Source organism: Ureibacillus sp. FSL K6-3587, from assembly GCF_038593165.1.
In the GTDB taxonomy this organism is placed as follows: domain Bacteria; phylum Bacillota; class Bacilli; order Bacillales_A; family Planococcaceae; genus Ureibacillus; species Ureibacillus suwonensis.
In genome coordinates, this window is sequence record NZ_CP151969.1 from 3,064,343 (window position 1) to 3,085,311 (window position 20,969).

Genomic DNA, 20,969 nt, shown 5'->3' on the forward strand with positions numbered 1-20,969 from the left:
TTATCGATGGAGAAGAAACGAATTGTCGTTAAAATTGGTTCAAGTTCACTAACAAATTCAAAAGGCGAAATCGACTTTGAAAAATTGCAGGATCATGTGGAAGCCATTGCGAAAGTCGTGGAACAAGGACATGAGGTGCTGCTTGTTTCTTCCGGCGCTGTGGCGGCGGGATTCCGGAAACTCGGCTACCCTACCCGCCCGGTCACATTGAAAGGAAAACAAGCTGCTGCTGCTGTCGGTCAAAGCCTGCTCATTCAATTGTACGCGGAACAATTTGCCAAATACAACATCACTACAGCCCAAGTGCTGTTAACCCGTACCGATTTCTCCAACAAAGAGCGCTATAAAAATGCCTTTGCCACTTTCAGCGAATTGCTGGAACGCTCCATTTTGCCAATCATCAATGAAAATGACACCGTCTCAGTGACAGAACTCACCTTTGGCGACAATGACATGCTTTCCGCACTAGTCAGCGGATTGGTGCATGCAGACCAGCTGATCATTTTAACGGATATCAACGGCTTCTATGATGATAATCCTCAGAAAAATCCGAACGCCAAGCGGATTAGCCGTTTAACGGAAATCACCGATGACATGCTCCAGCTGGCACAAGGCGCAGGTTCAAAAGTCGGCACCGGCGGAATGCAATCGAAGCTCCTTGCCGCCCGAACGGCATTAAAAGCCGGGGTGAAAGTGTTCATCGGAAAAGGCAGCGGACCGGAAAAACTCATGGACATTTTGGAAGGCTGGGGTGATGGAACTTATATTGAACGTGACGAACTGCCGGTGCTCCCAAGCCAAAAACAATGGATTTCCTTTACGGAAGCCAAAGGGAAATTGTTCATTGATAAAGGGGCGGAAGATGCATTGCTGCGGAGAGGCAAAAGCTTGTTGCCTGCAGGGATTTATAAAGTGGAAGGCGTTTTTGAACGGGGAGATGTGGTTGAAGTATACGGGGAATCCGGCCTCATCGGTCGGGGAGAAGTGCTATACTCCAGTGACGAAATCGCTTATGCCTGCGGGAAAAAAACCGATGAGCTCCATGACGGTTTTATCGAGGTCATCCACCGGGATAAATGGGTGAAAATATAAATTCTATTTCATAGCAGGAGGTATTCTTATGAAACAACATATTGCCGGCTCAGAAGTGCAAACAAAAGGAAAATTGGCCAAGTTCTCAAGCTATTTAATGAATTTGAAGACAACGGAAGAAAAGAACGAAGCACTGGCAAAAATTGCAGAACAGCTGCTTCTCGAAAAGGAAGCGATCATCGAAGCAAATAAAAAAGATTTGGAAAACGGGAAAAAACAAGGCTTATCGGATGCAATCCTTGACCGGATCATGTTGAACGAACAACGCATCCAAGCGATGGTGGATGCCATTCATCAATTGATAGAACTGCCGGATCCAGTTGGAGAGGTGCTTGAAAGCTTTACGAAAGAAAATGGTTTACAAATCGAAAAAAGACGTGTACCGCTCGGTGTAGTATGCATGATTTATGAAGCCCGCCCAAATGTGACAGTTGATGCCGCCACCCTCTGTTTAAAAACCGGTAATGCGGTGATCTTACGCGGAAGCTCATCGGCAAAAGAATCCAATATTGCCCTTGTTTCCTGTATCCACCGGGCACTGGAAAAGACTTCATTGCCTGTCGATGCGGTACAGCTGATAGAAGACACAAGCCATGAAACAGCATCCGAACTATTTCATCTAAAAGAATATATTGACGTATTGATTCCTCGGGGTGGAAAAAAATTGATCGATTTGGTCGTACGGGAAGCTTCTGTTCCGGTACTTGAAACGGGAGCAGGAAACTGCCACGTCTATGTCGACCAATCTGCAGACTATGATATTGCTGATAAAGTGGTCATCAATGCAAAAACCCAAAGACCATCCGTATGCAATGCGGCTGAAAGCTTATTGATCCAGGAAGATTGGTTCAATGAACATGGGAAAAAGTTATTGGAAAGTTTACAAGCCGCAGGGGTCAAAATCATTGGGGACGAAAAGGTTTGCAAAGTGCTTCCAGGCGCTTCTCCTGCAACAGAAGAAGATTATGCAACGGAATTTTTAAGTTTGACAATCAGCGTGAAAATCGTAAAAGATGTAGATGAAGCGATTGACCATATCAATCATTTTGGCACGAAACATTCAGAAGCCATCATTACCAATGATGAGCGGAATGCGGAGAAATTTTTAAATCGTGTCGATGCGACAAGCGTCTATGTGAATGCTTCCACCCGTTTTACGGATGGTTTTGAGTTTGGCTATGGGGCCGAAATCGGCATCAGCACACAAAAACTTCATGCAAGAGGTCCAATGGGACTCCCTGCATTAACATCGACGAAATACTACATCCGCGGGAATGGCCAAATCAGAGGGTAATAATAGTAAAAAAACCTATCAATACAGAAAAAAGTATTGATAGGTTTTTTAATGCCGATCATTCAAACTGATCCCTTCCCTGCATGTCCGAATGCTCGCTCACCATCCCAAGGCTTTTCCAGCCACATTTCCTGGATTCTTAACGGTCTGTTTCCTTAAATTCGATATTCACAATTTCTTCTGTTTCATTATCAAACGTAATGTCCACAAAAACGCCGAATTCGCGATTCCCTTCCTTCAGCCAAAGTTTGAATTTTTCCGTGGAAGTTTTGTTTCCCACACTTCTTCCGATATGGAGATAATCAATAATATCCGCGGTTTGATATCTCTCTTTCACCTTCTCCATGGCGATTCTTCCCCATTTGGCATAGGCAGGGGCCGATTGCTGTTGGGCGCGGGATTCCGAAGCATCAGACATGAAAGTTCCAATAAAAATCGTGGAAGCAATTAAAACAAAGGACACAAATAATCTCAATGTCGCAACCTCCTTTCAATTTAGTTTTTTCAATGGAAAGGAGGTTATTCCAACAAAAAAGAACTGCCGTCATTTGGCAGTTCCATGTCAAGTTTATTGCAAGCAAGCTTTTGCTTTTTCAATTTGTTTTTTCACTTGTTCAAATCCCGTGCCGCCTTGGGAAAGACGACGGGCCACCGCGTTTTCAGGTTTCAACACAGCATACACATCTTCTTCGATCAATTCGCTTTCTTCTTTCATTTCATCCAATGTTAAATCTTGCAGGAAGATGCCTTTTTGAATGCATTTAAACACCAATTTTCCTGTCACTTCATGGGCTTTTCTAAACGGCATGCCTTTTGTGGCAAGATAATCGGCCAGTTCTGTCGCATTGGAGAAGTCGCTATGCACAGCTTGATTTAAGCGCTCCGTATTGACGGTCATCGTGCGGACCATACCTTCAAAGATTTTCAAAGAACCTACAATCGTTTGAAGGGTGTCAAACATGCCTTCTTTATCTTCCTGCATATCTTTATTATAAGTAAGCGGCGTGCCTTTCAATACCGTAAGCAGGCCGATTAAATTGCCATACACGCGTCCCGTTTTCCCGCGGATGAGTTCCGCCATATCCGGATTTTTCTTTTGCGGCATGATGGATGAACCGGTTGAGAAAGAATCGTCCAATTCGATAAATTTAAATTCATCCGTTGACCAAAGAATAATTTCTTCGGCAAAGCGGGATAAATGGGTCATGAGCAATGAAGAATTGGATAAAAATTCCACGATAAAATCACGGTCACTTACGGCATCCATTGAATTTTCATAAATTTTGGAAAATCCTAATAATTTTGCTGTCATTTCCCGGTCGATTGGAAATGTTGTCCCTGCCATCGCGCCGGCACCTAATGGAGAAATGTCAATTCGTTTTAAAGATTCCGTAAAACGTTCTTTATCCCGTTCAAGCATCCAAAAATAAGCCATTAAATGATGGGCAAAGCTAATCGGCTGCGCCCGCTGCATATGGGTATAGCCTGGAGCAATCGTTTCCACATGCTGCTCCGCTTTTTCCAAAATCGTTTTTTGGAACGCCTCAATTAATTCGATGACTTCTTTCACCCGTTTCTTTAAGAATAAGTGAACATCTGTCGCCACTTGGTCATTCCGACTACGGCCAGTATGTAATTTCCCACCGACTGGTCCAATTAAATCTATGAGCATTTTTTCAATATTCAAATGAATGTCTTCATTTTCCACTTTATATTCAAGTTCGCCATTTTCTGCTTTTTTCTTTAACTCCTGAAGGCCCCATTTAATTTTTTCCACATCTTCTTCCGGCAAAATGCCCTGCGCCCCTAGCATTGTGACATGGGCAAGGCTTCCTTCAATATCTTCCATGACCAATTGCTGATCGAAACCAATGGACGCTCCGAATTCATCCACCCAGCTTTCCGCTGATTTTTGGAAACGTCCTCCCCATAATTTTGTCATTGTTTCCACCTATCCTTATAACAATATTGTTTCCAATGCATAAGAATAGCGAAGGAGTCTAAGTGCTCGGGAAACTCCCCTTCCCAAGCGCATTATTTTAAGAACAAGCTATTCTCCTCCTCATCCTGTCTTAAAATAATCTTCCCTAGACCTCTTCGCACTCAAATTCATTATTTTGTGTTGATTGATTTATTGTTCACTTGTGAAGCAACAACAGTTGGAAGACCCCAAAGTTCGATGAATCCAACTGCAGACGCATGGTTAAAGGCATCTTCTTTTGAGTAAGTCGCCAATTTTTCATTGTATAAAGAGTTTGGAGATTTTCTTCCTTCTACAATGGCATGGCCTTTGAACAATTTGACGCGAACAGTTCCGTTCACATATTTTTGTGTTTCTTTAATGAAGGCATAAAGCGCTTCACGAATTGGGTTGAACCATAAACCATCATAAATCACTTCTGAAAGTTTTTGTTCTACGATTGGTTTAAAGTGTGCAAGTTCTTTCACAAGCGTAATATCTTCAAGTTCTTTATGGGCAGTTAAAAGAACTTTTGCCCCTGGAATTTCATATACTTCACGGGACTTAATGCCGACTAAGCGGTTTTCCACGTGGTCAATGCGTCCAACACCGTGGCGGCCAGCGATTTGATTTAATTCAAGAATCAAATCTGCGAGTTTCATTTCTTTGCCGTTTAATGCCACTGGTTTCCCTTCCACGAATTCAATCTCCACGAATTCAGGAGTGTCTGGCGCATTTTCAATGGATACTGTTAAACCGTAAGCTTCTTCCGGTGGAGCCACCCACGGATCTTCCATTACCCCTGCTTCATTGGCACGTCCCCAAAGATTTTGGTCGATGGAGAATGGGGAATCGATAGTTGCAGGTACTGGAACATTATGTTTTTTCGCGTATTCGATTTCTTCATCGCGGCTCCAAGCCCATTCACGCACTGGCGCCAACACTTCCAAATTCGGATTTAACGCTTTGATGGATACTTCAAAACGCACTTGGTCGTTTCCTTTACCCGTACAACCGTGGGCTACGGCATCTGCGTTTGTTTTGTTTGCAATTTCCACCAATTTTTTCGAAATTAATGGACGGGATAAAGCAGACACCAATGGATATTTTTGTTCATACCAAGTATGTGCTTGAAGCGCCACAAGGGCATATTCTTCCGCAAATTCATCTTTTGCATCAACGATATATGATTCAACAGCTCCTACTTGAAGAGCTTTCTTTTGAATAAAATCAAGGTCTTTTCCTTCACCGACGTCCAAACAAACCGCTACAACGTCGTACCCTTGTTCTTTTAACCAAGGAATCGCAACAGATGTGTCAAGACCGCCAGAATATGCTAAAACCACTTTTTTGTTTGCCATAATTACATGTACTCCTTCGATGAAATGGAATGTATTTTTATACAATTCATTAAAAGTTTATACATGAATGTTAACAGATTATAAAAATAAATACAAGTGTATTTTTATAAGTAATTGAAAGATTTTTTATAAAAATTGCGCATTCATTGTTGATTCCATTTTTGCATTATTTTTTAGTAAAAAACCTTTTCCCCAATTTCTCAACCAAAGCGGGAGCTGCTGCATAAATCTTGCTCGTGGCACCCATGATGCGCGGCAAATTGATCTCCCTTTTTGGATGATCGATCAGGCGGATGACTTCCATTGCGACTTTTTCAGGCTGAAGCAGAACGCCTTTCACAGAATTTCTGTATGAGGAAGTCGAATCCGCTTTATCCAAAAAAGGCGTATCAATCGGTCCGGGATATACGGCTGACACTTTAATATTGTATGGGGCCAGCTCCAATCTCAAACCGTTGACAAATCCGGTGATGGCATGTTTCGACGCGGCATAGACACTGGCCTTTTTTGTTGCCACCTTACCCGCTTGGGAACCGATGAAAATAAAATGGCCTGAACGTTTTTGAATCATGTTGGGAGCCAAATATTTTGCCATATAAATCGGCGCTCGAATATTCACGTCGATCATCCGATCGATTTCCTCTTCCGAGAGGTCAAAGGCATTATCAAACGCACCAACACCCGCGTTGATGATCGCCACATCAATTTCAGGAAGTTCATTGCATAATCGATGTATATCCGCTTTTTGGCATAAATCCCCTTGCATCACTTTTGCCCCGAGTTTTGAAAGAGAAAGCAGCGCTTCCTCATTCCTACCCGTTGCAAAAACTTCATATCCTCTTTTTAAACTCAATTCCGCGATAATTTTTCCGATTCCGCTTGTAGCTCCAGTAATAAAAATTCTCTTCCGGTTCATTCTATTTATTATCCTTCCCCATCCAATGATTATGCAAAACAAAAAGGGATATCCGTAGAATGGAACATCCCTAATACTCAATTTTCATTTGAAGCAGTTCCGCCATATCTTCTTTCGAGTGGAGAAAATCTGCCAGCGTGTATTGGTCCAAAACTTGCAGGAACGCTTGCAAGGCTTCATACAATACATGTCTCAATTGACATGAGGGAGATATTTTACAATGATTATTATTTCGATCAAAACACTCGACGATATGAAAATCTTCTTCCGTATGCCTTACCAATTTTCCAATATTGATATCTTTCGGCTCCACTTTCAGGCGTATTCCTCCGCCACGGCCACGGACCGTTTCGATTAAACCGATTTGAGCCAAATCATAGGTCACTTTCATTAAATGATTTTTCGATATATGATATCGATCGGCAATTTCCTGGATGGTTGATAACTGATTGTCTCCTTTGAGACCTAAATATATTAAAACCCTTAAGGAATAATCCGTATATAAAGTTAATCGCAAAGTCCTCCACCACGCTTTATCCTTTTTAATCTGTATTTATTATATCATTTTTCAATATTCAAGTAGATGATTACACAAAATATTCAATTTAAAAAGTAGTATTTTTTATGCATCAATTGTGGCAAAAATGTTAAAGATGTATATAAAATATTGCTTTATATATCCACAATGTTTATAGTGTTTTTGAAAGGACGTGACAGAAATGTTATCACAAAAAACAATCGACATCGTTAAATCAACAGTTCCTGTATTGGAAAAACACGGGGTGGATATCACAAAACATTTCTATAAAAGAATGTTTACAAATCATCCCGAACTAAAAAACATATTCAACCAGACAAATCAACGGGAAGGCAGACAACCACAGGCATTGGCCGCCTCTGTTTATGCCGCTGCTGCAAACATCGACCATTTGGAATCCATCTTGCCGGTGGTGCATTTAATCGCCCATAAACATAGAGCCCTTGGCATTTTGCCTGAACATTATCCGATCGTTGGAGAAAACTTGCTTGCGGCAATCAAAGAAGTATTGGGAGATGCGGCAACGGATGAAATCATCGAAGCTTGGGCGGATGCTTACGGAGTAATTGCCGACGTCTTTATCCAAGTGGAGGAAGAACTTTATCAACAAGCGGAAGCTAACGGGGGCTGGCGGTTATTTAAGCCGTTTAAAGTCGTTAAAAAAGAACAGGAAAACGATCTTGTAACATCATTTTACTTAGCGCCGGAAGACGGGAAAGCGCTTCCACCTTATCAACCGGGCCAATACATCACTGTGAAAGTGAAAGCTCCTGGTGAAGAATATACCGCTTTGCGTCATTACACTATATCACATGCGCCTAACGGAAATGTTTACCGTATTTCTGTAAAACGTGAAGCGGAAAATAATCCAAAAGGTGTCGTATCCAATTATTTGCATGATTTTGTGGAAGAAGGCAGCACTGTTGAAGTCAGTGCTCCGGCCGGTCTATTCACATTGCAACAAAACAGCAACCCTGTATTGTTTATTGGAGGGGGAATCGGTGTAACTCCTCTTTATGCAATGCTTGATTCAATGGAACCGGGACGTGAAGCCGCGTTTATTCAATCTGTACGCAACGAAAAATTGGCCGTATTCCAGGAACAAATCCAAAAGAAAATCAATGAATTAAACGGCACTTATCTTGTGAAATATTCCGATACGGAAGGCCATCTTACAAAAGAAGACCTGTCAAAATTCATCCAAGAAAACACGGAAGTTTATATTTGCGGACCAGAAGCATTTATGGAAGCGCTTATTCCGACAATCAGGGAACTTGGTGTGCCGGATGAACGAATCCACTTTGAATTCTTCGGACCTGGTCTATCCTTTAAAGCATAATCGATTCACTCGTACACTGACCTCCCTAAGAACATAACCGATTCATGCAAAATCCCACAATAAAGGCGAAACCTTCTATTGTGGGATTTTTTGTTATCAAACCATTAAATTCTCGAATAAATTTCATGACCGCCTACGAGTTCGAAACGTATTCTTTCCTCTTTAACCAAAACATCCAGGTACCCTTGCGTTTTGGATAATGTTAACCCCAATTGGCTTTCATAAACGGCCGGATACAATTCTTTCGTTACTTCATAAACGGTTTTTGGTTCAGACAAGATTTCATATACTTGGTTTGTTCTTTGCGAATCTTTTTCCAATCTCATGTCCACCAGCTCTTTTACATTCACAATTTCATTTCCATGACCTGTATAAAGCTTTGAAATCTCCAATGTGGTCAAAAATTGCAAAGATTCCTGATATTGGACAAGGCTTTTTGGCCGATCGAACGATAAATCCACAGGCGGTTCAATAAGGGGATTGGAAGCGATTTTTTCCAACAAAATATCCCCTCCGATCACTTCCTTCGTACGTTGATGATGGAAAATGAAATGGCTTTGGGCATGGCCGGGTGTATAATAAACCATTAACCCGGGATGCCCCGGCACTTCGTCTCCGTCCTTGATGTATTTTGTCAACGGGGTACTTCCGTATAATTCCATATCTCTGCGGATACGGAGAATTTTTTGAATATACCCTTCTGGAACAGCCTGTTTTATTAAATACATTTTATAAAATTCTTCACGGTAGTTTAAAAACTCTTCCGTTTTTTTCATCCAATGATCGATGTATTCATGGCCCAGTATTTCAGCATTCGGGAATGCATCCACCCAACCGGCATGATCCGGATGATGATGGGTCAAGATGACTTGCTCGATATCATTGAAACGGTACCCTGCTCGTTTTATTCCAAACTCAAGGGCCTCGTATGCTTCTTTTGTCTTCGGTCCAACATCAACAATGGATAATGCGTCCCCTTTTATTAAGAATGCATTCACATCTCCTACATCATAGGGAGTAGGCATCACAATTTTCACAATTTCCATACTTGTTCCCCCTTGTTCTCTATATCTACCAAATGAATCTTCATTCATTTCATTTTACTGCTTTTTTTCCAATTCGTCACGTCACTGAGTTGACAGATTTTTATGAAATGAATATAATTTCTGTAATAATTGAACATAACGGTTCGCGATGACGAAGCCAAGTAAATGGATTGACGACTCCAGAGAGTGCTGCATTTGGTGGGAGCAGCACAGTCCTCTCAATTCATTGAACCTACTTCTGAGCAGTCATGCAAACATGACCGTTTCCCTTAGCGATAATAAGGGCCTGAGGTGTGCTTTTATAAGCAAACAAAGGTGGTACCGCGGAAACATGCGTTTTCGTCCTTTCTTTAAAGGATGAAGACGCATTTTTTATTGATAAAAGATCGAATTGACAGGAGGGAAAAGTTTTGCAAAAACTTGTATTTTTAGGAGCAGGATCCATTGCTGAAGCATTGATTCATGGATGGATCAAAAATGAAGTTGTACCTGCAGACCATATTTATGTGAAAAATCGTTCCAATGTTCAAAGATTGAAAGAATTGAACGAACGGTTTGGAGTTCATATACTTGAAAACTTGGAAGAGCTGAGAGATGCCGATTTGGTGATTTTGGCCATGAAACCAAAGGATGCGAAAGACGCTTTTAGAGCAATCGCGCCTTATCTTTCCGAAAAAACGGCCATCCTCTCCGTTTTGGCCGGAATAAGCATTGAAACGATCGAGAAGGCTTTGGGCGCCCGTCCAATCGCCAGAGTCATGCCAAACACTTCCGCTGCAATCGGCATGGCAGCAAGCGGCATTTCATTTAATGAACAGGTGACAGAAAGCCAGAAAAAGATTTACTTGCAATTGTTGGAAGCGATCGGCATTGTCATCGAAGTGGAAGAAGATAAACTCCATGCCATCACCGCCCTTTCCGGAAGCGGGCCAGCTTATCTCTATTATTTGCTGGAAGCATGGGAAAAAATCGGGACGGAATTTGGTTTATCCAAAGAAACCGTAAGAAAATTGATGGTTCAAACCATTGCAGGTTCCGCCATGATGCTCCAACAAATCAAAGAAGAACCGGAAGTGCTCCGCAAAAAAGTCACAAGCCCTGGGGGAACTACGGAAGCGGGCATCAGAGCATTGGAAAACTACCGGTTCACCGAAGCCATTTTTGCTTGTATTAAAAGTGCGGAAGCAAGATCCCGTGAACTTGCAAAAGGTGAGTAAATCCTTCCCGATGCAATTGTCGAAATGAAGGAAACTTTCATGCATTGGAAATTGTATCAATTTCCCGCCTTTATTTCCTATTCCACAGAAGAAAGTCAAAATCAATTGCATCAAACACCCTGATGGAAAAGCTCCGGATAAGGAGCATTTTTCATTTATCGGAAAATTTGAAATTATCATTATTTCAATTATTTCCTAGGAAATGTAATTTTTTGCTATTTTTTGCTGTCGAAAGGCGCGTTTTTGACTATTTGTTGAGGATTTTGTAGCCGTTTATATATCTAATGGCAACCTTACCCGGTTTATAATCAAAAATTTGACCAGAAAAAAAGCTATCCGGAAAGTCCTCCGCTTTCTGGATAGCCGAACTTTTTATAATGTACCGTTTCTGATCCTTTTGATGATGGAAATGGTCGTATACAGGGTAAGCGGTATGAAAATGACCAATAGAACAATCCAAAATGTCAAAGCATCGGACGCTTTTAATTCTGCATAATTTGTTACGACAAAAAATATAATCCCAATCATTAAACACCAGGCCATTATATTGGGAAACACGACAAATAATCGCAATAATCCAGGATTCAATTTCGGTTGATTCATATTTTCCCCTCCCCACCCCTATCATACAATAAAATCAATCGGATATTCCATTATTTTCTGTTTTCTGTATCCTTTCCTATATAATAGGCTATTTATGGATGAAGTTCATTCAACTTTCCATTTTTCCACTGGAACGCAGAAAAATCATTGGCCACAAAAATGTTGGGGAAAATAGTTTTTGCTTCTTTGATCAGCTTGCCGGTTTCATGGGGCAAAAACCGTGCACTGATATGGTTGAGGATCAAATGTTTGGCATTGGCTTCGTTTGCCACCTTTGCGGCTTCCACATTCGTTGAGTGTCCGTAATCTTTTGCAAGATGGGATGTTGCATGGTCGAATGTTGCTTCATGAATGACAATATCGGCATTTTGGCTCAATTCAATGGATTGCTTGCAATATCGGGTATCTCCCAATACGGTTATGACAAATCCTTTTTTTGGGGGGCCCGTCACCTCTTTGCTATAAACTATTGTTCCATCATCAAGCTCCACATCTTCCCCATTTTTCAGTTTTCCCAGTAATGGCCCTTTTGGAACCCCCAGTTTCATTGCCTTTTCGATATACAATTCGCCGGGAAGGGGCTTTTGTTCAATCCGGTAACCGTAGCAAGGAATCACATGTTCCAGCTCTTTTGCGGTGACAATGAATTGATCGTCTTCAAAGATGACCCCTTCTTTTACATCTACATATTGGATCGGATAGTTTAAATGGGTTTTTGTCAGTTCCAATGTGAATTGAACCCATTCCTTTAATCCGGAAGGACCGTAAAGGGTCAGTGGCGTTTGCTCCTCTCCGCCCAAAAAAGAACGGGAGCTGAGCAGTCCAGGGAGGCCGAAAATATGGTCACCATGTAAATGGGTGATAAACACTTTTTCTATTTTTCTCGGTTTGATGGCGGTATGCAAAATTTGATGCTGGGCCGCCTCCCCACAGTCGAATAGCCAAATCGTTCCCCTTTCCTCATACAATTTCATTGCAAGGGAACTTGTATTTCGTTCTTTTGAAGGCATTCCTGCTCCTGTGCCTAAAAATTCCAGTTCCATGTTGAATCTCCATTCTTACAATTCTTCTTTTAAATCTTCCAGGAAGTCTTTACTAAAACTTGTTTTTGATGCATAGCTCTTTTTCTTTACATCGATTCCTTTTTGAATGATTCCTTTACCAAACTTCTTTTCCATTTCATAAATGATTTCATAAATCGGTTCTTCTTTTGCAAATTGCTCATAGTTGAAAATCGTAAGTTGTTCGGCCAGATGTTTTTTATCCATCACATTGGAAACGGTGACACCCAGAAGCCGAATCGGCGTACCATCCCATGCCTTAGAAAATAATTCCATGGCCTCATGATAAAGATCCTTTTTCAAATAAATCGGATTTTGCACCGTTTTGCTTTTCGTATGGTTATTCCAATGGCAATCCCGGATTTGGATCGTGATGGTGGAACCGCATAAATTTTTAGCCTCCAGCCTTTCCGCCACTTTTCCGGATAGTTTTAAAAACGTGCTTTCAATGTCCTTCATTTCTGTTATGTCATAGGGAAGGGTGGTGGAATTTCCGACGCTTTTCGTTTCGTAAATGGATTCCGGATCCACTTCCCTTGAATCAATTCCGTTGGCTCTCCTTTTTAGCCGGACCCCGATTTTTCCAAAGGCTTCTTTTAATAGTCCTTCATGGGCATTGGCCAAATCGCCGATGGTATAAATACCTAAAGATTCCAGTTTTTTAGCGGTGCTCTCTCCGACTCCATGCATTTTTATCACCGGGAGTGGCCACAGTTTTTCCGGCACTTCCCTCTTTCTGAGCACAGTGATGCCCATCGGTTTTTTCATGTCAGAGGCCGTTTTTGCCAAAAATTTGTTGGGGGCAATGCCGATGGAACATGGCAAATCCAATTCATTGTAGATTCTAAGCTGTATCTCTTTTGCAAGTTCCAAAGGATGGCGCTCTTTGGCCACTTCGGTCACATCCATATAACCTTCGTCTATGGATACCGGTTCAACCAGTTTGGTATAGCTTCTCAAAATGGTAAACATCGCTTTTGAGGCTTCACGGTACTTTTGAAAATCGGGAGGAAGGAGGATCAATTCCGGACATTTTTTCAATGCTTCTTGAACAATCATCGTCGTATAAACGCCTTTTGCCCTTGCTTCATAGGAACTTGTGACGATGATGCCGCGGCGTTCTTTCGGATTTCCGGCAATCGCGATCGGCTTCCCTTTCAATTCGGGATGATAGGCCTGTTCCACAGAAGCATAGAAACTGTTCATGTCGACATGAAAAATGACCCTTGCCATCTCTTTTCCTCCCCGGTTTCTTTACACATTATTTTATCATAAACCGAAAAAAACCACCTTTTTCGATTCGCCCTGTAAAAAACCCATGATGATTCAAATTTACTATCAACATCATATTGACTTTTAAAAAAATGTTCGATATCCTTTTTGTAAACCAAATATAGAGAAAGGTTAACAAAGGGGGATAAGAATTGTGACGTCTTCAAAAACATATGGACTTGTATTGATTGCATTTGGAGCAGCGATTATTTCCGTTTTAGCTCAAATAACAATCCCGCTTCCGCTCATTCCGATTACCGGACAAACACTCGCCATCGGACTTATTGTTACTATTTTAGGTTTAAAATACGGCACTTTAAGCGTGCTTGTTTATTGTTTGCTTGGAGCGATCGGTTTACCGGTATTTACAGGAATGTCTGGCGGACTTTCCATTATTGTCGGGCCAACTGGCGGCTATATTATCGGCTTTATTCCTACCGCATTATTCATGGGCTGGTATTTAAATAAATTCGGTTATACTTATCTTCATGGATTGATCGCCAATGTGGCAGGAATGATGCTGACACTGGCCTTTGGCACCCTTTGGCTCAAAGTGGTCGCAGACATGTCATTTCTTGCGGCATTCATGGCCGGTGCGGCACCGTTCATCCTATTGGAAATCATCAAAGGTGTCATCGCCGCTTGGGCAGGAATTCTTGTAAGACAACGATTATTGAGCGCAAATTTATTAAAATACGTTTAATTTGCTTATTTATTAAGCTTATGAATAGATACCCCTTCTATCCATACGAAAACCGAATGGCCATTTATTTCGGCCATTCGGTTTTTTCGTACATCCTTAAAATAATTGGAAATTGTTCCATTCATAAACCCTCGGGAAAAGCACTTGCTCATTATAGGATTGATTTTTCACATACACATGAATGTTCGAACTTTTTAACGTTTCAAGAACGGCGGGCTTATCATCAAAATAAACATCCAATTCCAATTTCTTAATGATTTCCACTTTCTCATGATCTTTCATTCCGCAATAAAATTGTCGATCAACGACCGGAAAGCCTTTTTCTTTCAACCAATTTCTCGTTTTTTGACAATACTGTTTCGGTCTCGATGTGATATAAAAAATGGCATGCCCTTCCCTTTCGAGCCGGTTGACAAATTCAATCGCCCCCTCGAAAGCAGGGCAATCGGAAAAATAAATTTCTTCCACCAAGGAATTCCACAAATGATGCCCCTGTTCATCGTTCAACCCAAAAAGTTCATGGATTTCAACCCTTTTTAACTGATGAAAAAGGGCGATATCCACCTGTTTTCCCAATTTTGTATTATATATATGGAAAGCGTGTTCCCTCAGATTGATTAACGTATCATCAATATCAAATCCGATATTCACCATAAACCCACTTTCTGTCTATTCTATGATAATAAATTGATTTGCGAAGTTTTTTTCCTTCTCGATTTGTAAATCGAGCAGTTTTTTTACTTCCTCTTTTCTTTGCTTTTCACATTGTATTAACTTTGATTCATTGATATTGCCCGGTTCAATGCATTCCGCCAACCGATCCGCATCCACCAATGCACTGTTCAACCCAAAGGCCCCGGTCGGCGTCATGGTGTGGCATGCATCCCCAATCAACAGTACATTGTCCTTTTTCCAAACTTCCGTAAAATTGCTATGTACATCGAGCAAAACAAAATCTTCCCAGGACGTAATATGTTTTCGAACCGTTTCTTCCAATTCCGGAAACGCCTGAATGAATTTGAGCAAAAACTCCTCTAAGGGCTGTTTGCGAATTTTCGGAAATGAACCTTGTTCTATATTCCATCCAATTTGGACAAAACCTTTTGTTTGGGTAAACAATGCCAATTGATAACCATCGATTTCCGCCATTTTAATGGAAGGCTTCCAATCATGGGGTGCAGGGACTTTTGCCCAAAGCAAATCATAGCCGTGTTTCCTTATCGCCGTTTCAATGCCCGCTTTTTTCCGGACAATGGAATATCTTCCATCCGCTCCAATAATGATTGAGCTATAAATATTCATTTCTTCTCCGTGTTTCTTCGCTTTAATTCCGATAAAATGTCCATCCTCATCTTTCAATAAATCGATGACTTTCGTGCTTGTCATTAACGAAAAATTTTCATATTTACCGGCTTCGTCAATGATCACTGATAATAAATGGGCTTGTGGCACATGGATGCCCAAATGCCCAATTTTTTCTTCCGGCTGAATCATTTTGAAAAGTTTCCCATTTTTCCAATATTCAACGACTTCCATTTTTAATAAGCCGAGTTTTTCAATTTTTGAATATAGATTGTGTTTTCTGAGGACTTTTTCCCCCTCTTCATTCAAATGTTCTCCCCGGAATTCTTTGGCAATGTCTTTATGTTGTTCGATGAGAATGACTGAAACACCCTTTTTGGCGAGCAGAAGTGAAAGAAGGGAGCCTGCCGGACCTGCTCCCACAATCAAAACATCAGTACTGGGCATGAAGTTCACCTGGCTTTGGATAGGCAATGATGCATAAATCTTCACCGATCCGTTCAATGGAGTCAATTTCAACTTTCGATGCCATATCCATCGTATCCACATCCTCACCGGAAACCGGGGAAATGGAATTTCGGCCTCCTAAAATTTTAGGCGCAATATAAAGAATATATTTATTGACAAGTCCCGCCCTAACAAAGGAGGCATTCACTTCTCCTCCGCCTTCCACTATTAGATCGGTTATTCCATGTTTATATAATTGCTCCAACATTTCTTCCAGATTGATGCCGTTTTGAACTTTTGAACAATAGATAAAAGTGACATTTTTCTTTTCCAGTTCCGCGATTTTCTTTGGATTGGCGTCGGTTGTCGTAACAATGATCGTTTTCGCTTCATCATTTAATACATTCGCATCCAACGGAATCTGCAAACGGCTGTCCAAAACGACACGAACCGGATTTTTCCCTTTCTGATTTGGAAGTCTTGTTGTCAATAAAGGATTATCTTTTAAGACCGTACCGATTCCAACCAGAATCGCATCGGATTCGTTGCGGAGTTGATGAACTTGCAACCTTGATTCTTCTCCGGAAATCCATTTTGAATGTCCTGAATGAGTGGCTATTTTCCCGTCCAAAGTCATGGCATATTTTAACGTCACAAAAGGGCGGTTTGCGATCATATTATGGAAGAAGCGTTCATTCAGCTTTTGAGCTTCTTTTTCCAATAAACCTACTTCAACTTCAATGCCGGCTTCCCGAAGAATTTGAACACCTCTTCCAGAGACTTTAGGATTTGGATCGAGGGTTGCGACCACCACCCTTTGAACACCAGAATTTTTTACCAAATCTGCGCAAGGAGGGGTTTTGCCGTAATGGGAACATGGCTCGAGGGTTACATATAAAGTGGCCCCTTTTGCATGTTCACCGGCCATGTTAAATGCATGGACTTCCGCATGGGGTTCCCCCGCTTTCCGATGGACTCCGGTTCCAACAATCACCCCGTCTTTCACAATCACCGCTCCGACAAGCGGATTGGGGTTCGTTTTTCCCTTTGCAGTTTTCGCCATAGTTAATGCCAATTCCATAAAATCCCGATCTGTGAACACGTTGACCCCTCCTAAAACAATTGCTTTTCCGGGATATGTCCTGCCTTCTTGATTTTCGTTTCCAAATAGCGCCGGTTTGTTTCCGTTAATCCACCCCATATTGGAATATGTTTATCCGCAAGCAATCCATGGCGTTTGAGGGCTTCCAGTTTTCTTGGATTATTCGTAATCAATGTTACCGGTTTATCCCGCAATGTTTCGAGCACTTTAATCGCTTCTTCGTAAGATCTCGAATCATCTTCAAAACCTAATGCATGATTGGCTTCCACCGTGTCGTAGCCTTCTTCCTGCAACAGGTAGGCCAACGATTTGGAAAATAACCCGATTCCACGCCCTTCGTGATTGGCCAAGTAAAAAATCGCCCCACATCCATGTTCCACAATCATTTTCATGGATTCATGCAGTTGATAGCCGCAATCACAGCGCTGGCTGCCGAAAATATCTCCTGTATGGCAGATGCTATGCATGCGAATCAGGGCTTCCTTTTCATTTTGGAAGTCCCCGTAAATCAATACGGAAGATTGCTGGGACTCTTGCAAGTTTGCACTTAAAATATAATCCAGCACTTGTTCTTTTGTCGAGATGGGTTGATCCAATTTCAACCACGTATACCATTGGAATGTGGCCTCGAAATCCCCCTGTTTCACAGGCAATTTCACAGGACCGACGAGGCAAATTTGTTCATGATCTTTATATGGAATCAATTGCATTTTTTTCAGCAAAATATCGTTTTTATTCATTAACAAGTTTTTCATTTTCATCACCTAAATTCAACGAATCTATAAAAAAATCCTATGTTTTTAATAGGAATTATAGTTGCTTTTTTAAATATATCTGAAATAACTGCAAAAATCAAAAGAAGTGTTTTCCAAGTCAGTTTACATTATGTGGTAATATCTGTTTGAAAATTGATTCTTTCATTCGGAAACCCTTTCAATAAAAAAACACTTCATTTTCAAGGGATTGAAAATGAAGTGATATTTAGCACCAATTTTTCAGTTCATTAATCCAGGATTTTCACTTTTACCTTTTTTACTCCCCATTGCATTGCTTCATCATAGGAAGGAATGAAAACATCGATTTTATTTCCTTTGATGGCCCCGCCTGTATCGCCGGCAATGGCATACCCATATCCTTCCACCCATACTCTTGTGCCAAGTGGAATGACGTTCGGATCAACGGCAATCACTTTTAAATGGGGATTTTCACGTAAATTAATTCCATAGGCCGTCGTTCCCGAGCAACCTTTGCAATATGCAGTGTAAGCTGTCGCAGTAACCATCAATTCTTTCCCGGAAGATGCCGGTTCAACGCTGGCAACAACCTGTTGTGCAGCGTCATGATTGGCTGTATTTTTTTCTTTTTTTGGAGCGATTTGTTGAGTGGCGTCAGCCACAACGGAAATCGGTTTATATTCTTTTTTGTACTTTCCATCGGTTTTAATGATCAATTCTTTTCCCGGATGGATCAAAGTATCATCCAAGTCATTCCATTCCATCAACAAATCCAATGGGACGCTATGATTATATGCAATCCGGAATAAGTTGTCCCCTTCTTTCACAGTGTATATGATATAGTCTTCATCTTCTTTTTCAAAAGCCAATTGACGGGTGATGGCATCTTCCACCACTCTGTTTCCCAACAGATTCTTTAATATTCCAATTCTAGACTCTTCCAATGATAATTCTTCCGCATATGTCAACGATGTAGTAAACAATGTCATTGCCAATAATAATAATAAACTGATTTTCCTTAGCATACTTAGTCCTCCTTAACAAACAAACTTGCTTATTGAATGTCAATTCGTACTAAGTAATGCCCAAATGTTTCATTTATTATTCATATTTTTATAAAATTAATTAATCCACCTTATAAACTAGTAAATCGAGTAGGAGGGAGCGATTAACTCCCGTCCTCTCACACCACCGTACGTACGGTTCCGTATACGGCGGTTCAATTAAGATAATTGACGCAAGTTTTTATAACTTCCGTGAATAGCTGTTCTCTTTATGCCAGTGGTCACTCCACCCTCCAAGAGGTCTCCCACGGGATTCACCGCTTCCTTCCTCAAGTGAGGTACTACGTTTTCTGTGTTCATCATGACTCACTGAATGCCAAGGGCTATTCTCTCTTCATTGTTCGGTCCTTCTTAGTAGTTCTAAACCAACTAATACTATGACCTCTGCTGACTTCTGACGGTTCAGCTACTTATCACTAAGTAGGTTATGAAGAGTATTTCACCTATCCGCCAGACCTCCCCGGGTAAGAATGTAATCTTTCCTTCCATCTATCTGCTTCATTTACTCTGTACCACCTTTGGCAGAAAGGACTTTGTTTTGTTTAGCAAACTCATCCAATGATACCTAGCCTTATATGAAGTTCGTGTTCCTCAGACCGGAAGTTTGCCGCTCGCTTCCTTCAGATTCCGCGTCACCACGGACACCCTTGCGTTAAGCTAACTGTTACTTCTGCCTTCACAGTTCGGGACTTACACCCTATAGATTACACCCATGCCAGGCGCACTAAAAAATGTAGCGATGCACTGAGACACCGCTACATTTCCCTTTTTCAACCGATTCATTTCATTCAAAAATGGGAAACAAAATAAATCCTCCAGAATATAATCCAGAGGACGTCAGTTTAAATATTCATCCGAGCAGCTTGGAAACATATAAATACCTTGAATCATATGAAAATCGTAATGACGCTGTACAAATTTTTCCTGGTATAAATATTCCATGATGGAAATTTCGTGTTCGTTTGCATCACACAATACACCGGAAACGCTTAATCCGTTTTTCAGATAAACACCAATGGGCTTTCCAATTAAATATTTGATTTTTTCAAACATTGTCTGCCCCCTTCCTTACTGCATTGTATGCAAACTTGTTTACAATTGGCTGTGTGGGCGGCATCCCCTTTTTTATTTATAGCAAGCCCATTTATATCCGCCTGAACTCCCATTTATCCGGAAAATAAAAATCCGCGATACAAACATTGATCAAATCAACCGTTTTTTGTTTACATAATATTTTTATCGTCGTTAATGACCGACTTTATCAAATCCATCAACAAATGATCCCTTTTTTTCAATTTCCTTTCCATTGTCAACTCATAAAAAACAGGATCCAATAAACGGGTCAAAATGGATTTTCTCAAGGATGCATCACCGATTTGTTTCAAAACAACCCTTCTTGCATCTTCCAGAAATTGCACATATTCCCCAAAATTTTCATCAAATTGTTGTTCCAACTCTTTTTTAATTTTTTTGGATAAACCCGGACTCGCCCCATCCGTAGAAATCGAAATGGTAAGTTTTCCTCTCTGGACCACGGCTGGAGTAATAAAATCGCTTTCCTTTGGATGATCCGCACGAAGCAATAATTGATGCCCTTTTTTATGCAGCCCTATTGCTTGATTTACTTTCGGATCATTTGTTGTTGCAAAAATGAGATCAGCCTGTTCGATATCCGATGGTTCAAACTCCTTTTGAATCCATATGGCATCATGCTCGTTCAGCCATTCTTCCATTTCCGGAATGATGGTTGGACTCACAACCGTAATCTTCGCCTTCGTATTTTCGAGCCCCTTCAGTTTTTGAAAAGCAACCCGTCCGCCGCCAATGATGACAACCTTTTTTCCTTCCAATTTCATCATCATAGGATAATACATGCCAAACACCTTCTTCGATAAGCTTTAGATGTGAATACAAAAAA

Annotated in this window: 22 protein-coding genes and 1 other annotated feature; of the genes, 5 read left to right on the forward strand and 17 right to left on the reverse strand. The window is 41.0% G+C overall.

Annotated features, from left to right (window positions below; translation table 11 throughout):
• Positions 1-6: 6 nt before the first annotated feature.
• Positions 7-1,092 (forward strand): glutamate 5-kinase, encoded by a 1,086-nt coding sequence (gene proB / locus NSS77_RS15085; protein WP_342469471.1) that lies wholly within the window; start codon positions 7-9, stop codon positions 1,090-1,092.
• Positions 1,093-1,120: 28 nt separating this feature from the next.
• Positions 1,121-2,386: a glutamate-5-semialdehyde dehydrogenase gene (locus NSS77_RS15090; RefSeq protein WP_342469473.1), complete on the forward strand. Its 1,266-nt coding sequence runs from the start codon at positions 1,121-1,123 to the stop codon at positions 2,384-2,386.
• A gap of 139 nt (positions 2,387-2,525) precedes the next feature.
• Here NSS77_RS15090 and NSS77_RS15095 read toward each other — a convergent pair whose 3' ends face one another.
• The 5 genes from NSS77_RS15095 to NSS77_RS15115 form a co-directional block, all read right to left on the reverse strand.
• Positions 2,526-2,861 carry a DUF3889 domain-containing protein gene (locus tag NSS77_RS15095; RefSeq protein ID WP_342469474.1) on the reverse strand — a complete coding sequence of 112 codons (336 nt, stop codon included), beginning with the start codon at positions 2,859-2,861 and terminating at the stop codon, positions 2,526-2,528.
• 93 nt (positions 2,862-2,954) lie between these two features.
• The gene (gene argH / locus NSS77_RS15100) at positions 2,955-4,328 is read right to left on the reverse strand and encodes an argininosuccinate lyase (RefSeq protein ID WP_342469475.1); all 1,374 of its coding nucleotides are present in this window, start codon (positions 4,326-4,328) and stop codon (positions 2,955-2,957) included.
• A 170-nt stretch (positions 4,329-4,498) separates the two neighbouring features.
• Positions 4,499-5,707 (reverse strand): argininosuccinate synthase, encoded by a 1,209-nt coding sequence (locus NSS77_RS15105; protein ID WP_342469476.1) that lies wholly within the window; start codon positions 5,705-5,707, stop codon positions 4,499-4,501.
• A gap of 166 nt (positions 5,708-5,873) precedes the next feature.
• Entirely contained in the window at positions 5,874-6,623 is a 750-nt protein-coding gene (locus NSS77_RS15110; protein ID WP_342469477.1) for an SDR family NAD(P)-dependent oxidoreductase, read from the reverse strand.
• 70 nt (positions 6,624-6,693) lie between these two features.
• On the reverse strand, positions 6,694-7,140 hold the full coding sequence (locus NSS77_RS15115) for an Rrf2 family transcriptional regulator (RefSeq protein ID WP_342469478.1): 447 nt from the start codon (positions 7,138-7,140) through the stop codon (positions 6,694-6,696).
• 202 nt (positions 7,141-7,342) lie between these two features.
• Here NSS77_RS15115 and hmpA point away from each other — a divergent pair, with 202 nt between their 5' ends.
• A complete protein-coding gene (hmpA, locus tag NSS77_RS15120; protein ID WP_342469479.1) occupies positions 7,343-8,500 on the forward strand; it encodes an NO-inducible flavohemoprotein in 1,158 nt (385 codons plus the stop codon).
• Between the two features lie 104 nt (positions 8,501-8,604).
• On the opposite strand, the gene NSS77_RS15125 is transcribed toward hmpA, so the two are convergent.
• Positions 8,605-9,546: an MBL fold metallo-hydrolase gene (locus tag NSS77_RS15125; RefSeq protein ID WP_342469480.1), complete on the reverse strand. Its 942-nt coding sequence runs from the start codon at positions 9,544-9,546 to the stop codon at positions 8,605-8,607.
• A gap of 139 nt (positions 9,547-9,685) precedes the next feature.
• Positions 9,686-9,896: a binding site (T-box leader), on the forward strand.
• Positions 9,897-9,956: 60 nt separating this feature from the next.
• Here NSS77_RS15125 and proC point away from each other — a divergent pair.
• Positions 9,957-10,763 (forward strand): pyrroline-5-carboxylate reductase, encoded by an 807-nt coding sequence (proC, locus tag NSS77_RS15130; RefSeq protein ID WP_342469481.1) that lies wholly within the window; start codon positions 9,957-9,959, stop codon positions 10,761-10,763.
• A 372-nt stretch (positions 10,764-11,135) separates the two neighbouring features.
• Here proC and NSS77_RS15135 read toward each other — a convergent pair whose 3' ends face one another.
• From NSS77_RS15135 to NSS77_RS15145, 3 genes are all read right to left on the reverse strand, one after another.
• On the reverse strand, positions 11,136-11,366 hold the full coding sequence (locus tag NSS77_RS15135; RefSeq protein ID WP_342469482.1) for an acyl-phosphate glycerol 3-phosphate acyltransferase: 231 nt from the start codon (positions 11,364-11,366) through the stop codon (positions 11,136-11,138).
• 92 nt (positions 11,367-11,458) lie between these two features.
• The gene (rnz, locus tag NSS77_RS15140) at positions 11,459-12,409 is read right to left on the reverse strand and encodes a ribonuclease Z (protein WP_342469483.1); all 951 of its coding nucleotides are present in this window, start codon (positions 12,407-12,409) and stop codon (positions 11,459-11,461) included.
• Positions 12,410-12,424: 15 nt separating this feature from the next.
• On the reverse strand, positions 12,425-13,660 hold the full coding sequence (locus NSS77_RS15145) for a DNA polymerase IV (protein WP_342469484.1): 1,236 nt from the start codon (positions 13,658-13,660) through the stop codon (positions 12,425-12,427).
• A 193-nt stretch (positions 13,661-13,853) separates the two neighbouring features.
• Between NSS77_RS15145 and NSS77_RS15150 the strand changes: the two genes are divergently transcribed.
• Positions 13,854-14,402: a biotin transporter BioY gene (locus NSS77_RS15150; RefSeq protein WP_342469485.1), complete on the forward strand. Its 549-nt coding sequence runs from the start codon at positions 13,854-13,856 to the stop codon at positions 14,400-14,402.
• A gap of 96 nt (positions 14,403-14,498) precedes the next feature.
• On the opposite strand, the gene NSS77_RS15155 is transcribed toward NSS77_RS15150, so the two are convergent.
• The 8 genes from NSS77_RS15155 to NSS77_RS15190 all read right to left on the reverse strand — a co-directional run bounded on the left by NSS77_RS15155 (position 14,499) and on the right by NSS77_RS15190 (position 20,925).
• Positions 14,499-15,053 carry an HAD family acid phosphatase gene (locus NSS77_RS15155; RefSeq protein WP_342471304.1) on the reverse strand — a complete coding sequence of 185 codons (555 nt, stop codon included), beginning with the start codon at positions 15,051-15,053 and terminating at the stop codon, positions 14,499-14,501.
• Between the two features lie 18 nt (positions 15,054-15,071).
• On the reverse strand, positions 15,072-16,151 hold the full coding sequence (locus NSS77_RS15160; RefSeq protein ID WP_342469486.1) for an FAD-dependent monooxygenase: 1,080 nt from the start codon (positions 16,149-16,151) through the stop codon (positions 15,072-15,074).
• A complete protein-coding gene (gene ribD / locus NSS77_RS15165; protein WP_342469487.1) occupies positions 16,138-17,253 on the reverse strand; it encodes a bifunctional diaminohydroxyphosphoribosylaminopyrimidine deaminase/5-amino-6-(5-phosphoribosylamino)uracil reductase RibD in 1,116 nt (371 codons plus the stop codon). The genes NSS77_RS15160 and ribD overlap by 14 nt, the downstream gene beginning before the upstream one ends.
• 11 nt (positions 17,254-17,264) lie before the next feature.
• The gene (locus NSS77_RS15170) at positions 17,265-18,008 is read right to left on the reverse strand and encodes a GTP cyclohydrolase II (protein ID WP_342469488.1); all 744 of its coding nucleotides are present in this window, start codon (positions 18,006-18,008) and stop codon (positions 17,265-17,267) included.
• 248 nt (positions 18,009-18,256) lie between these two features.
• A complete protein-coding gene (locus NSS77_RS15175; protein WP_342469489.1) occupies positions 18,257-19,012 on the reverse strand; it encodes a 3D domain-containing protein in 756 nt (251 codons plus the stop codon).
• Between the two features lie 198 nt (positions 19,013-19,210).
• Entirely contained in the window at positions 19,211-19,354 is a 144-nt protein-coding gene (locus NSS77_RS15180; protein ID WP_342469131.1) for a hypothetical protein, read from the reverse strand.
• A gap of 534 nt (positions 19,355-19,888) precedes the next feature.
• Positions 19,889-20,104 (reverse strand): hypothetical protein, encoded by a 216-nt coding sequence (locus tag NSS77_RS15185; protein ID WP_342469490.1) that lies wholly within the window; start codon positions 20,102-20,104, stop codon positions 19,889-19,891.
• Between the two features lie 170 nt (positions 20,105-20,274).
• Entirely contained in the window at positions 20,275-20,925 is a 651-nt protein-coding gene (locus tag NSS77_RS15190; RefSeq protein WP_342469491.1) for a bifunctional precorrin-2 dehydrogenase/sirohydrochlorin ferrochelatase, read from the reverse strand.
• Between the last annotated feature and the right edge of the window lie 44 nt (positions 20,926-20,969).